This is a genomic window from Niallia sp. FSL M8-0099, assembly GCF_038006945.1.
Lineage (GTDB): Bacteria > Bacillota > Bacilli > Bacillales > Cytobacillaceae > Niallia > Niallia circulans.
Window position 1 is genome coordinate 946,401 of record NZ_JBBOWF010000001.1, and the last position, 13,307, is coordinate 959,707.

A 13,307-nucleotide genomic window follows, 5' to 3' on the forward strand; every position below is an offset into this window, starting at 1 on the left:
ATCTCTATCTTTGAGGTAACCTCCCTATAAATCTTTGTCAAAATGAGGAATGAATGATGAAAAAAACTGTAATGCTGTTATTTTTTTTATTTCCTTTTTTACCTTCTATGGGCATTGCGCAAACAAAGATTCCGATTTTGGTGTACCATTCCATTGAAGAGTTTCATGGACAAGGTTCAAAAGAATTATATGTGACTCCAGCAAATTTTGAAAAGCAAATGATTTATTTACGAGATCATGGTTTTACTCCGTTAACTTTTGAAAGATGGCAGGATATAAATAAAGTTAAAAAGCCAATTTTTATTACGTTAGACGATGGTTATAAAAATAATTTAAGAGTGTTTGAAATTTTTCAAAAGATAAAAACCGATGATTTTACCCCAACAGCAACGATGTTTGTTATAGCAGATTTTATCGGAAATGCCAATAGGTTATCTAATCAAGAGTTGAAAGAATTAGCTAGTTCTGGTTTTATATCAATTCAATCCCATACAGCAACACATCCTGATTTGGTGAAAACAACAGACTATAAACATGAGCTAAAAGAATCGAAAGACAAAATCGAAGCAATTACAGGAAAGGAAGTTATTGCACTGTCTTATCCTTATGGAAATATTGATTCTAAGGCAATGGAGGAAGTCAAGAAGTATTATTCTTTCGGGCTAACCACAACACCAGAATTCTATAGTGAAAAGGGAATAAAGGATGAACTCTATCTGTTACCGCGTAAATATATTAAGTACTCTACCACATTAGAGGAGTTTGCCGATATAGTCGAGAGTGCTGAAGGTTGATTGCTTGGAGAAGTAATCGACTTTTGGCGCTTTTTGTCATTTTATTTCCCGGAAAATGAAAAGAACTGACTCTACTCTAACTTTTAAGTTACAGAAAGTCAGTGTCTTTTTCATCACTTCATACCCGTATTTGCTTTCACAATAACCTCGGCGTATTTCTTTTCATCTCGTTTATTGGAGAGGATGGTCCCAATAAATGCACCGAGAAAACCTGCAGGAATTGAAATGATAGCAGGATTTGTTAGTGGGAATATAGCAGTTCCAGTTAAAATAGCAGCACCAGGTTCAGGGTTAAGTACACTCGGGCTGATGGCAACCAACACTAACGCCGTAAGTAGTCCTGTTACTACGCCGGATATAGCGCCGGCTGTATTAAATCTTTTCCAGTAGATTGTAAAAATGATAACTGGTAAATTAGCACTGGCTGCTACACAGAATGCAAGGGATACGAGAAAGGCTACATTCATTTTTTGAGCAAATAGGGCAAGGATAATGGATAGAAAGGCTACTGCAACCGAGGCATAACGAGCTGCATTCATTTGCTGTTTTTCGGTAACCTTTCCTTTTTTTATTATTTGACCATATATATCATGGGCAAAGGCTGAGGCACCTGATAATACAAGTCCTGCTACAACTGCTAGAATGGTCGCAAATGCTACCGCAGAAACAAAACTCATTAAAAAGTCACCGCCAAGAGCGTGAGCAAGCAATGGTGCTGCCATATTGCCCGCGGCATTTGCTTCCACAATGTCGGCAGCCCCTACAAAAGCAGCAGCTCCAAAGCCTAAAAAGATGGTTAAGATATAGAAAATGCCTATAACCCAAGTTGCTGTTACAACAGAGCTTCTAGCTGTTTTCGCATCTTTTACTGTGAAGAAGCGCATTAGTATATGCGGCAGACCTGCCGTTCCTAGAACGAGTGCTGCCATCATAGAAATAGTATCGAGAGAGTTGGTATACTTCACGCCAGGATTAATATAACTTTCTCCTAATGGTGTAAGTGTTTTGATTTCGTCGAACATTGTAAGGATATTAAAGTTGAATTTTGCAAGAACAAGAAAGGAGATAACAACTGTTCCAAGCATTAAAAGGACAGCTTTAATAATTTGAACCCAGCTTGTAGCAGTCATACCGCCAAATAATACATAAATAGTCATCATGATGCCAACAATTAAAACTGCAAGCCAATAATCGATTCCCAATAATAGCTGGATAAGGGCGCCAGCTCCAACTAATTGAGCAATCATATAAAAAATTACAATGGTAATCGTACTTAATGCGGCTGCACCTCGCACTTTTTTCTGATCAAAGCGGGCATTTATCATATCAGCAATCGTATACTTTCCTAAATTTCTTAGTGGTTCTGCAACAATATAAAGAACGACTAAATAAGCAACTAAGTATCCAATCGAATAGAAAAATCCATCAAACCCAGTTAACGCGATGGCACCTGCTATTCCGAGGAAGGAGGCGGCTGATAAATAGTCCCCTGCAATGGCTAAGCCATTTTGCCAGCCTGTTAATCCCCCGCCAGCTGTATAAAATTCACTTGTTGTATTGGTTCTTTTAGCTGCCCAATATGTAATGATAAGAGTGATGAGGACGATAATGACAAACAACATTAATGCGATTGGACTCATTTATTTTTAGCCCCTTCCATCTGGTTTTCTTCCACAATGTCAGCAGCTAATTCATCAAATTTCATTGCTTTTCGAACATAAATCATGGATAACACCCAAGTCATGATAAACTGTGCAAATGCATACACCCACGTCCATGTAATCGATCCGATAGCAGGCTTGTTTAAAATAGTTGTGTAAGAAGTCAAAATTGGTAACATAAAATAAAAGAGTAAAAAGAAGACGGTGAGAGGAATTAGAAATTTTTTCTTTTGGGACATTAATTGCTTGAACTTAGAACTATTGGCAATTTGTACGAAATCGTAAGGCGGAGATTGCTTTTTTGCATCTTTGGCCAAATTACTCATTCACTTTCCCCCTTGTAAATAATATTTTCCAATATAACAATAGTGTAAAAACTTCAAAGAAGAATCGCAATGGTTCTTTTTTCTTAAATGTAAGCGTTTTATTTGAGCGAAATGGCTTATTTTTGTTGAAAATAACTAAACTTTATGCGAATAGAAGAATAATAGAAAATGGAATTATTTGATAGTGTTGTAAAGGAGTATTTACTATATTAAAATTTTTTCTTTTGTTTATTAAGTTTTGAGACGGGGTACATCTTAAGCGAACAGCAATATGAAAAGTCAAGGAGGAGATAGCGTCATGTTTCGTCATCAAAAAGAATTACAGTTTGAAGTGAAAGTGGACAGACCAGATCCAATGTTAGCACGTCAAATTCAAGAGGTGCTTGGAGGACAATTCGGTGAAATGACCGTAATGATGCAATATCTTTTCCAAGGTTTTAATTGTCGCGGAGAAGAAAAATATAAGGATATGCTCATGGATATAGGAACAGAAGAGATTGGTCACGTTGAAATGCTTTGCTCTTTAATCAGTCAGCTACTAGATGGTGCATCACCTGAGGATCAGGCTGAAGCAGCGAAAGATCCAGCAGTTGCAGCCATTATGGGGGGAATTAATCCACAACATCTGCTTGTAAGTGGATTGGGCGGCATGCCAACTAATTCTAATGGGGTACCATGGAATGGATCGTATATTGTCGCAAGTGGAAATCTTTTAGCCGATATGCGTTCAAATTTACATGCAGAAAGCCAAGGACGCTTACAGGTAGCAAGATTGTATCATATGACAACTGATGAAGGAGTTAGAGCCACATTTAGAAAAATGTTAGCGCGTGACCGTTACCATCAATATCAATGGCTAGCAGCAATCGAGGAATTAGAAGCTAAAAATGGTGTAGTTGTTCCAGCTAGCTTCCCTCCGGAAGCAGAAAAAGAATCTCAGCCAGAAGCGTATGAATTCTGGAATCTATCAGAAGGAGATGCTTCTTCAGAAGGTCTATGGGCAACAGGCAGCGCTCAAGATGGAACAGGAGACTTTGTGTATGTAAAAGAGCCAGTACCAAAGGGGCAGGTTCCTCTTAATCCAATTCCATCTGAGTCATTGCATCATGATTTGAATATTAAATAGTAAAAATATAAAGTAAATAGACACAAATTATTAAGTCCGATAATAGTTTGTGTCTATTTTTTTCCTTTTTATTGGCTAGTAATCTTGTGGGAAATAGTGTAGAATAACTTAAAAAAGTTTAAATAATCACAAGAGTTTAAATTTTTCGTATTTCCATCAACTTGTTTTCATGTTACATTTAAACAAGTTATAGATTCTAGCATGACGAAAGTCACAACCGAGATTTTTCTATACATAATAATATATATATTTTTCTGAAAAGTCTAATATTAAAAAGAGAGAAGAAATTTACGGAGGTAGGGATTCACATGACAAAAACGATTATTAAAGCACCATTTAGAGCAGATCACGTAGGAAGTTTACTGCGTCCTCAATCTATTCATGATGCTAGAAAGAATTTTGCAGATGGAGTTATTTCAGCAGAAGAGCTACGTGCAGTAGAAACAGAAGAAATTAAACGTATTGTGGACAAGCAGATTGAGGTGGGTCTTCAAGCAGTTACGGATGGAGAGTTCCGCCGCAGATTCTGGCATACTGATTTCATGGAGCATTTAACAGGAGTAGAAGGCTATGTACCTGACCATGGTTATAAATTTAATGGGGTTGAAACGGAAGCTTACGATGTGCGAGTAACAGGAAAAGTATCATTTAATCCTGATCATCCTCATTTAAAAGATTTTAAGGAATTCTATGAGATTGTGGGCGATCGTGCCGTTGCAAAAATGACCATTCCAAGTCCAAACCAATTTTTCAATGCCGGTATCCGTAATGAAGAAATCTATCCGGATATTGAAGATTATGCCAATGATATTATCCAAGCTTATCGTGATGCTGTTCAAGCATTCTATGAGGCAGGCTGCCGTTATCTACAATTTGACGATGTATATATTGCAGGACTTTGTGCTCCAAAGCTGCCATTTGCAAAAAGTGAGTTAGAAAGACAAGAATTAATCGACTTAGCATTACTCGTTGTGAATGGTGTTCTAGAAGGAAAGCCAGAAGATTTAATCGTAACAACACATCTTTGCCGTGGAAACTATCAATCTACTTGGGCGTTTGAAGGTCCATATGATAAAATCGCCCCTAGCTTCTTTGCGAAGGAAAAAGTAGATGGCTTCTTCTTGGAGTACGATGATGAGCGTTCTGGTGGTTTCAACCCACTTGAATTTGTGCCAAATGGAGGACCACAAGTAGTTTTAGGTGTATTCACTTCCAAAACGGGTGAATTAGAAGATAAAGCAGCAATCAAAGCACGTGTAGAAGAGGCTTCTAAATACGTTGCTCTTGAACAGCTTTGTATCAGCCCGCAATGTGGATTTGCTTCAACCCATCATGGAAACATCTTAACAGAAGAAGAACAATGGAATAAATTAAAATATATTGTAGATGTAGCGAAAGAGATTTGGGGATAAAATAGTTTTATAGTCGGATATAAGAGGCACATACTCATATTAAATGTGCCTCTTTTATTTTTAGCTGCAACTATAATAAGGTTATGAAGATAGTTTTTAAAAGAGAGGAATAGCAGATGCAATGGAGTAAGTTAAAAGCCAGAATGGTCTGAAGAGGCGGAACAAAGCCTCTTTACTGCAAATATAATGGATAGTGGATATGTCTATCAATCCTTTCTTGATTATTGCGCTCTTTCTATAGAACATGCTTTACATTCTGAGAATGAATTTATTAGAGCTTTTGCTATGTTTGATAGGAGGATTGGAAAAAGGAGATTAAGTAATATAGATAGAAAGACACTGAATCATCCATTAATTAGTAAATTTTATCAAATACGATGTCAGGTAGAAAAAATGGCAAAAAGATAACGGATTAGCTACTGTCTAATTGGTTATCTTTTTGCCATCTTCAAACAAGCTTAGAGCCTCACCATAAAAATACTCCCTTTTCCTTTTTCACTCTCCACATAAATTTTCCCGTTACATAGTTCGACGATTCTCTTTACCAGTGCTAATCCTAAACCATTTCCCGATTGGGAATGAGAGGTATCGCCTTGATAAAATTTATCAAAAAGACGTTTTTTTGTATGGTCATCCATTCCAGGACCATTATCTTGAATCGAAAAACAAATTTCTTCTTTGAACTTAGTGAGATGTATTGTTATGTTTCCGCCTATTTCGGAAAACTTAATAGCGTTATCTAAAAGATTTAGCCAAATTTGCTGAGTTAAATCTTCATTTCCGTGAAAAGTAACTTCATCAAGCTCGACATCTATGACTATATCTTTTGCGGACCATTTTGGTTCCATCAATACAATCGTTTTTCGAATTTGCTCATCTAATCGAAATGGAGTTTTTTCGGTAATAATCTCGAGATTTTCATACTTTGATAGGATAAGTACATTTGTAGAGAGTGCAGCTAAGCGCTCAGACTCGGTAATGATTATATCAAGGTATTCTTGTCTTTCCTCTTCCGTTAAGTTATTTTCTTTTAGTAATTTTGCGAAACCGCGTAATGAAACAATAGGTGTTTTGAATTCATGAGAAAAATTATTAACAAAATCACTTCGTAATGTTTCAATTCCAGAAAGCTCTTGGGTCATTTTATTAAAGCTATGAGATAATTCTTCTAATTCGCCTATTCCCTTTATGTTAACTTGTACAGAGAAATCCCCGCTGGCTACTTTATGGGTTGCATCAATTACCGTCCGAATAGGATTTAATGCTTTCTTACTGAGAAAGGCTGTTAGGGAAGTCCCAAGTAAAATGCAAAAACCTAAAAAGGCAATGAGCGGGAATACGGGAAGCTGACTATTGTCTGAAATAATCCCTAAATGCTGTAAAGCAAAAGTTATAACAGCAACAACTAGGACTGTTGCCATCATGACGCCAAAAACAAACATGACTAGTGTAATGGCAAGGCTTAAACGTTTTGTGAAAAATTCCCTCATCCTTTTTTCACTGCCTTATAACCAAGTCCTCTGACTGTCAAAATTTCAAACTCTGGAAAATCACGAAGCTTGTCTCTTAATCGGTTAATGTGGACATTGAGTGTACGATCATCCGTTTCAGATTCCATTCCCCAGATTTCATCCATAAGCTGAATTCGAGTGAAAATCATATTTGGATATGATAATAGTTTAAACAATAAGAAAAACTCTTTAGGTGGTAAGGTAATAACATGATTCTCACGAGAAACGGTAAGGGCATCATAGTCTAGTACAGTCTTACCGATCGTTAAGCGATGCTCGTTTACAATCTTCGCTCTCCGCAGCAGAGCCTTAATACGTAAAATCATTTCTTCTTCATCTACAGGTTTGGTCATATAATCATCCGTACCAACAAGAAATCCTTTTCGTTTATCTGCTGCCTCCTGCTTGGCGGTAACCATTAAAATAGGGAGATTCTCCCATGTCTGTCTTAAATGCTGTGTTAATTCATAACCGTTCATTTTGGGCATCATTAAATCGAGTACAGCTAAATCAACATGCTCTTTTTCCATTATCTGAAGGGCTTCGATCCCATCTTTAGCAGCATAAGTCTGAAATCCATGCTGCTTTAAAACAGCACACATTAATTTCCTAGTATTTGTATCATCTTCTACCACGAGTATTTTAAACATCTAATACCTCCATTAATTTAAGTTATCCCTATTTTATTATGAAAATGTAAACTGAAAATTAATTTAGAGAAGTTTATATTCAGTTTACTTTACCACGGTATACTAAGAAACATAAAGAAGAAACCGGAAAATCATTAAGTAGACATTTGTATAGGTAGTAGAGAGGAGATCGTTTTAATGGGTTACACCATTTTATTTAGTTATTATGAAATAGTAGGAGAAGAAGCACAATTGATAGATGAATATAAACTTCCTTTTAATGAGCGAAAAGAGAGCTTGGAAACCTTATTAATAGAGCAGAACTACAAATTTATTGGAAATGTTGATTTATGGGGATTTCATACAAGTAAATATATGAATATTGCTGAGATAGTAAAAAACTGAAGCAAATAGCTGGATAAGATACATAAATGTCGTCTTTTAATCAGGTACGATCATTTATAAAAAAAGTTTGATTAAATTCCTGTGTAGATAGTTAAGATATTTCTTATTCGCAAACATGCTGTATTCTTGGATAGAAATGCTATTTTAAATATGTACAATAATGCTTGGATAAATATGTACAAATTTGCTTTCATTTTACATACTAGTCTTGAGGTGACTAGTCATGTATATATCATTAAATGTCGATGTTAATTTTGAGATTAATAGTCTTTCAGACTTACCAAAATTCAAACAAATAATGGAGCATATGAAAATGAAAATTAATAAGAGTAAATTGGCTGAAGAACTTGGAGTAGATCGACGAACAGTTGAGAAATATCTAAATGGTTTTGTCCCCAAGAGGACAAGAAAAAAGTCCTCAAAAATTGATGAATATTATGAAGTGATCGCTGCTCTTTTATCTGAGGATTCTAAACAGGTGTTTTATTATCGGCGGGTGCTTTGGCAGTACTTAAAGGATAATCACGGTTTAGACTGTGGTGCTTCGACCTTTCGAGCCTATATCGCTCGAATACCTGAATTTAATGCTTACTTTGTGGAGGACAAACGTATTGCTTCTCCGAAGGGGACGGTTCGCTATGAAACTCCGCCAGGTAAACAAGCTCAATTAGATTGGAAGGAAAATATTCAATATGAAACAAAAGATGGCGAGCAGGTCGAGATCAATGTAGCTGCGCTTATTCTATCTACTTCAAGATTGCGAGTATTCCACTTGAGTATTTCCAAGTCACAAAGTACGCTGTTTTCCTTTCTAACAGAAGCTTTTGAAACGTTTGGCGGTGTTCCTGAGGAACTCCTTACGGATAATATGAAAACAGTGATGGATGAAGCAAGAACGGAACATTATCCGGGTAAAGTGAATGCAAAGTTTGAGCAATTCGCAAAAGACTTTGGCTTTAAAGTGAAAGCCTGTATCGCTGGCAGACCAAGGACAAAGGGAAAAGTCGAAACGACAATGAAATTGTTAGACGAAATTCATGCCTATCAAGGACAATTCTCTTTAGAGGAACTGCATCAATTTATACAAGAGTTAGCCAACAGAGTGAATCACCAGATTCACCAAGGGACAGGAAGAATACCAATGATTGAATATAAAAAAGAAAGGAACCACTTACTCCAGCTACCAACTGATAAAGTAAGAGATTCCTATCGCATTAAGCACACACAAGTAAAAGTCAATGCATCCAACATGATCTCCTACAAATCAAACCAGTATTCCGTACCACCAGAATATCAAGGAAAGAAAGTAGGTTTACAAGTGTATGATAACAACTTATGGATTTATTATAACATGAAACTTATTGCACAGCATCCAATCAGCAAAGCGAAGCTAAATTATCAGGAAGCACATTATAAAGCAGGTTTGGCTGTTTCAGCCCCTTACTATAACTATCCGGAAATCGATGATTTGGCAAAGAAAAATCTAGCAACGATTGGAGAAGTGTATAAATAATGAATCTATCCACTAATTATCAACAATTATTAAGAAACCTAGAGTATCTAAAGCTGAAGCAAATGACTCTACATTTAAATGAAGTAATTGATTTCGGAGTCCAGAACCAGCTGTCATTTATTGATACGTTAATCAAGTTAACCAACTATGAAATTGATGTGCGAGAACAAAATATGACGCAGTCGATGGTAAAGGTGGCTGCATTTCCACATATGAAAGAAATAAAAGATTTTGATTTCACTTTCCAAACCTCAGTCAATCAGCAACAGATTCAAGATTTTCTAACCTTTCGCTTTATTGAAGAGAACGAGAATATTGTTTTCTTAGGACCAAGTGGTGTTGGCAAAACACACTTGGCCACCGCCATAGGGATTGCGGCAGCAAAGAAAAGAACAAGTACCTATTTCATTAAATGCCATGATTTAATTCAGAATTTAAGACGAGCACGATTGGAGAACCGCTTAGAAACTCGTCTAAAACATTATACAAAATATAAACTATTAATCATTGATGAGATTGGTTATTTGCCAATTGATCAAGAAGATGCGAAATTATTTTTCCAACTGATTGACATGCGATATGAAAAGCGCAGTACGATCTTAACAACGAACGTAAACTTTAAGGCATGGGATGAAGTATTTCAGGAGCCTAAGCTGGCAAATGCCATCTTAGATCGCATCTTACACCATGCGAAGGTTGTGACAATGGTGGGAAATTCCTATCGTTTAAAGGATCATTTAGTGCAAGAAAACGAGTGATTTTGTACATCCTTAAACGAGCGAAAATGTACATATTTGTGTTGACATTTATATCTTGGATAAAGCTTTAAATTTCACTTTAGATAATTATGTTGAAAAATAAGCGGAGGAGTTGGAGTTTAACATTGAGGGGATTGTTGAAGTTGACGAGAACCATTTCCTATACTCTCAAAAAGGTCAACGGAGGATTTCGGCACGCAAACCTCGTAAACGTGTTAGAAATCCAAACTTAGAGGCATTAGCCACGAACAAGTTTGTGTTCTTGTTGCAAGAGACCGTACCAAAGTAACTGTCTCAAAAGTAGCTTGTATGGGACATGTCGTTAAAATCATAGTGGAGATTATGATTGGCTCTAAACTGACAACTGATAATGTACTCGTTACTGATGCTTGGAAAACCTAGAAAACCTATGTAAAAGAAAAAGGATTAGAACATTATCGAATTAAATCAAACGATGGATAGACCGTTTTAAAGGTGTAGCTACAAAGTATCTCGACCACTACCTTGCGTGGTTTTTGTTTGTAGATAACCATAGTAACGAAAGCACAAAACACAAAATTAAAGAAATTCTGTTAATATCATTTGTATTTGAGATGACCGACACTTATGATAGTTTACGCCTATCAAAGTTTAGTGTTTAGATTTTAGGAGGGGAGTATGGACGAAAAGCAAAAGGTTGTTACAGTTGTAAATAAAAAACAATTAGCTTCGGTTATGAACAACACGAAATGGGAGCAGTTGCAGAAATGTGTAATTGATACATTGCCGTTCACCCCACCTTATCAAGTTAAGTATGTATTAGAAGATGCTCCTTACCCAGAAACTTTTATAGAAGATGTATGGTATTGGGGGGATTGGGAACAGGGGCTACGTCCGTTCTATTCCATAGAATGGTTGCGAATCAGACCAAGGTATGTAAAAAGTAGAGGTAGACTTATTGAACCTGAAAGATTTGATATTACTGATGAATTCATAGAATTATTACAAAAGCTAAATATTCCGTTTGTTAAAGAAGATAGCATAATTTGTATTTATGGTTATGTTAAAAGTACAGAAACATTCAATTATTAAGCCCTGAATGAAAATGAGAGGGGAGCCAAAAAAGGTTCCCCCTACTTACTATCCATATTTCTACATTAAAATTTAACAGAGCCTTTGTTTTTAATAAATAAAACTAGCTAGTAAAAACATAATCATATTCAACAAATCGGGCGCAATTTTTTTATCCATCAAATACCGTAAAAAAAATATAAGAGAATTGCCAATGTTATAGTAGCTACCTTTTTGCTATTACTGTTTTATAGCTTGGTTAAACTTCAAGTTCTACTCCCAAAACCAATCAGATTTTGGGACAGAATCGATTAGACTCACCAGTGGATAACGCAGTATACTTGTTTGAAAATTTTTTTTATAAAAAGGGACTTTCTCGTTTTTTCAATAAAGATAAATTTAGTCATCAAGTAACGGGAGGAGTATTCTGATCGTTGTTCCATTCTCGAGCTCTGTTCTTACTTTAATGGAACCGCCATGGAGTTCAATTAGCTTTTTGGTTATCGTCATACCGAGTCCTGTTCCGTTCTTTGAGCTGCTTGTGTTTGTTCCTCTGTAATAGCGTTCGAATAATCTATTTAGTGTTTCATTATCCATGCCCACACCATTATCGCTTATCGTAATTATCAGCAAATGATGGTCGAGCTTTCCGATCGTTATTGTGACAGTCGTTTTTGGTGGATTATACTTTATTGCATTTTCAATTAAATTTTCCATAATGCGTTGGAACCATTTCGGATCTACTGCTGCAATCAGCTCCTTGGGGTAAGGGTGAAATACAAATTCATATTGCTGTCCTGCAGGTCCATTCACATAGTGGATGACAGTTCGTCTGATTTGTTCATTTATTTCTACTCTTTCCTTGGCGATAGGGAAGCCCTCACTTCTAAGCTGATACGTTAAAGTCAAATCTTCCAGGAGCTGTTTCATGTAGTGCGCCTTTTCCTTGATTGTGCTAGAAAAAGTCCGAACTTCTTCTTCGGTCCATGAATATTGATCTGACTGTAGCATCTCAGCATACCCTCCTATAGAGGCAAGCGGAGTTTTTAAATCATGGGATAGTCCGCTAATCCATTCATCGCGAGCTTTGTTGGCCTTTATTCTTAATTGTTTATTTTGCTCCAGCGATGTTGTCAATTGGGTAAGAGTGGTAATCAATTCCTTGTATATTTTATATTTCCGTTGTAGCTTTCCTTTTTTAGTAAGCATCATAGAGTGCTTATTATGCCCTTCTTCATAATTTTCTTTACCCAAATCTCCAATCCATTTCATGATGGTAACAAGTGGAGCACCGAATTTATAGCCAAACCAAATATTAAGTGTAATTAACAATAAAAGTGCAAGCAAAAACAGGAAAAGAATTTTGTTCCCAGTATCTTGCATTATTTCTGTATCGGAGTGCAAGCTGTTTGTTTGGTCTGTACCTGTTAGAAGAACCTGTCCTGTCTCTCTATTAAAGTAGGCAGATACATCCTTTTGTTCGTTATTAGTAAGCTGAAATAGTTCTTGAAAAGAGTACCTATCCTTTTGATTGACAGCTTTATAATTGTCCTGAACTACACCATCTTTGCTAACAAGCTGAACCCAACCGTGTTTATCTGTAATAGTTTTTCTAATAGTATCTGGAATATTTAGTTGATTTTTCTGCCAGTTTACTCCGACTTTAATAGTATTTAGAATGGACTTGCTGCCAACTTCTTTTCCATAAAGGACTATGAGGGGCATTGCGGTATCCTGTTGAATTGGCCACATAGAGTATTGGTATGGATAATCTTCACTTTCTGAAAGTAGCAGGGAAAAGTCGGCTTTGGAGAATGAGTTACCCTCTGGCAGATTATATGTTTCTAAGGGATTACCGTTCTCCGATAAGATGGCAAGCCAACCATTCTGTTTCCTGACTAAATCCTTTAAATCATTAGATATAGAAATCTTCTCATCTTTAACTGTTATCCAATCTTCTATATTAGATGAGTCAGCTTGAGTCAAGTCAGTATTTAGTTCGTTTTTCATGGCAGTGAATCCAATTATTGCCCAAAATAATAAAAAAATAATGGATAAGAGAAAGAAAACAAACAAAAGCTGAAAAAAGAATTGCAGGATGAATCGTTTGGTCATATTCATT

The 13,307-nt window shown here is 36.2% G+C and carries 12 protein-coding genes and 2 pseudogenes; 9 read left to right on the plus strand and 5 right to left on the minus strand.

What is annotated here, in order from left to right:
- The first annotated feature begins 53 nt into the window (after positions 1 to 53).
- Complete coding sequence (locus tag NSQ92_RS04430) at positions 54 to 794, plus strand: polysaccharide deacetylase family protein (protein ID WP_412973474.1); 741 nt, start codon at positions 54 to 56, stop codon at positions 792 to 794.
- A gap of 113 nt (positions 795 to 907) precedes the next feature.
- On the opposite strand, the gene NSQ92_RS04435 is transcribed toward NSQ92_RS04430, so the two are convergent.
- Positions 908 to 2,434 (minus strand): solute symporter family protein, encoded by a 1,527-nt coding sequence (locus NSQ92_RS04435; RefSeq protein ID WP_047941403.1) that lies wholly within the window; start codon positions 2,432 to 2,434, stop codon positions 908 to 910.
- Positions 2,431 to 2,781 (minus strand): DUF485 domain-containing protein, encoded by a 351-nt coding sequence (locus NSQ92_RS04440; RefSeq protein ID WP_047941404.1) that lies wholly within the window; start codon positions 2,779 to 2,781, stop codon positions 2,431 to 2,433. Before NSQ92_RS04440 ends, NSQ92_RS04435 begins: the two co-directional genes overlap by 4 nt.
- Before the next feature lie 298 nt (positions 2,782 to 3,079).
- Between NSQ92_RS04440 and NSQ92_RS04445 the strand changes: the two genes are divergently transcribed.
- The 3 genes and pseudogenes from NSQ92_RS04445 to NSQ92_RS26790 form a co-directional block, all read left to right on the plus strand.
- Positions 3,080 to 3,907, plus strand: a complete 828-nt coding sequence (locus NSQ92_RS04445; RefSeq protein WP_061800283.1) for a manganese catalase family protein — start codon at positions 3,080 to 3,082, stop codon at positions 3,905 to 3,907.
- A 308-nt stretch (positions 3,908 to 4,215) separates the two neighbouring features.
- Complete coding sequence (locus tag NSQ92_RS04450) at positions 4,216 to 5,319, plus strand: 5-methyltetrahydropteroyltriglutamate--homocysteine S-methyltransferase (protein WP_341152407.1); 1,104 nt, start codon at positions 4,216 to 4,218, stop codon at positions 5,317 to 5,319.
- Positions 5,320 to 5,472: 153 nt separating this feature from the next.
- Positions 5,473 to 5,727, plus strand: a pseudogene (locus tag NSQ92_RS26790) (SF0329 family protein); the annotation flags it as partial.
- Positions 5,728 to 5,777: 50 nt separating this feature from the next.
- On the opposite strand, the gene NSQ92_RS04455 reads toward NSQ92_RS26790, so the two are convergent.
- Together NSQ92_RS04455 and NSQ92_RS04460 are read right to left on the minus strand one after the other, a co-directional pair.
- Complete coding sequence (locus NSQ92_RS04455) at positions 5,778 to 6,809, minus strand: HAMP domain-containing sensor histidine kinase (RefSeq protein ID WP_047941407.1); 1,032 nt, start codon at positions 6,807 to 6,809, stop codon at positions 5,778 to 5,780.
- Complete coding sequence (locus tag NSQ92_RS04460) at positions 6,806 to 7,480, minus strand: response regulator transcription factor (RefSeq protein WP_047941408.1); 675 nt, start codon at positions 7,478 to 7,480, stop codon at positions 6,806 to 6,808. Before NSQ92_RS04460 ends, NSQ92_RS04455 begins: the two co-directional genes overlap by 4 nt.
- Before the next feature lie 177 nt (positions 7,481 to 7,657).
- On the opposite strand from NSQ92_RS04460, the gene NSQ92_RS04465 reads away from it, so the two are divergent.
- The 5 genes and pseudogenes from NSQ92_RS04465 (at position 7,658) to NSQ92_RS04485 (ending at position 11,206) form a co-directional block, all read left to right on the plus strand.
- Positions 7,658 to 7,864 carry a hypothetical protein gene (locus tag NSQ92_RS04465; RefSeq protein ID WP_047941409.1) on the plus strand — a complete coding sequence of 69 codons (207 nt, stop codon included), beginning with the start codon at positions 7,658 to 7,660 and terminating at the stop codon, positions 7,862 to 7,864.
- A gap of 223 nt (positions 7,865 to 8,087) precedes the next feature.
- Positions 8,088 to 9,377: an IS21 family transposase gene (gene istA / locus NSQ92_RS04470; RefSeq protein WP_061801336.1), complete on the plus strand. Its 1,290-nt coding sequence runs from the start codon at positions 8,088 to 8,090 to the stop codon at positions 9,375 to 9,377.
- On the plus strand, positions 9,377 to 10,135 hold the full coding sequence (gene istB, locus NSQ92_RS04475; RefSeq protein WP_061801337.1) for an IS21-like element helper ATPase IstB: 759 nt from the start codon (positions 9,377 to 9,379) through the stop codon (positions 10,133 to 10,135). Before istA ends, istB begins: the two co-directional genes overlap by 1 nt.
- A gap of 118 nt (positions 10,136 to 10,253) precedes the next feature.
- Positions 10,254 to 10,776, plus strand: a pseudogene (locus tag NSQ92_RS04480) (IS1595 family transposase); the annotation flags it as partial.
- A 16-nt stretch (positions 10,777 to 10,792) separates the two neighbouring features.
- Positions 10,793 to 11,206 carry a DUF6678 family protein gene (locus NSQ92_RS04485; RefSeq protein WP_061800274.1) on the plus strand — a complete coding sequence of 138 codons (414 nt, stop codon included), beginning with the start codon at positions 10,793 to 10,795 and terminating at the stop codon, positions 11,204 to 11,206.
- Between the two features lie 378 nt (positions 11,207 to 11,584).
- On the opposite strand, the gene NSQ92_RS04490 is transcribed toward NSQ92_RS04485, so the two are convergent.
- The gene (locus NSQ92_RS04490; protein ID WP_061800273.1) at positions 11,585 to 13,306 is read right to left on the minus strand and encodes a sensor histidine kinase; all 1,722 of its coding nucleotides are present in this window, start codon (positions 13,304 to 13,306) and stop codon (positions 11,585 to 11,587) included.
- Between the last annotated feature and the right edge of the window lies 1 nt (position 13,307).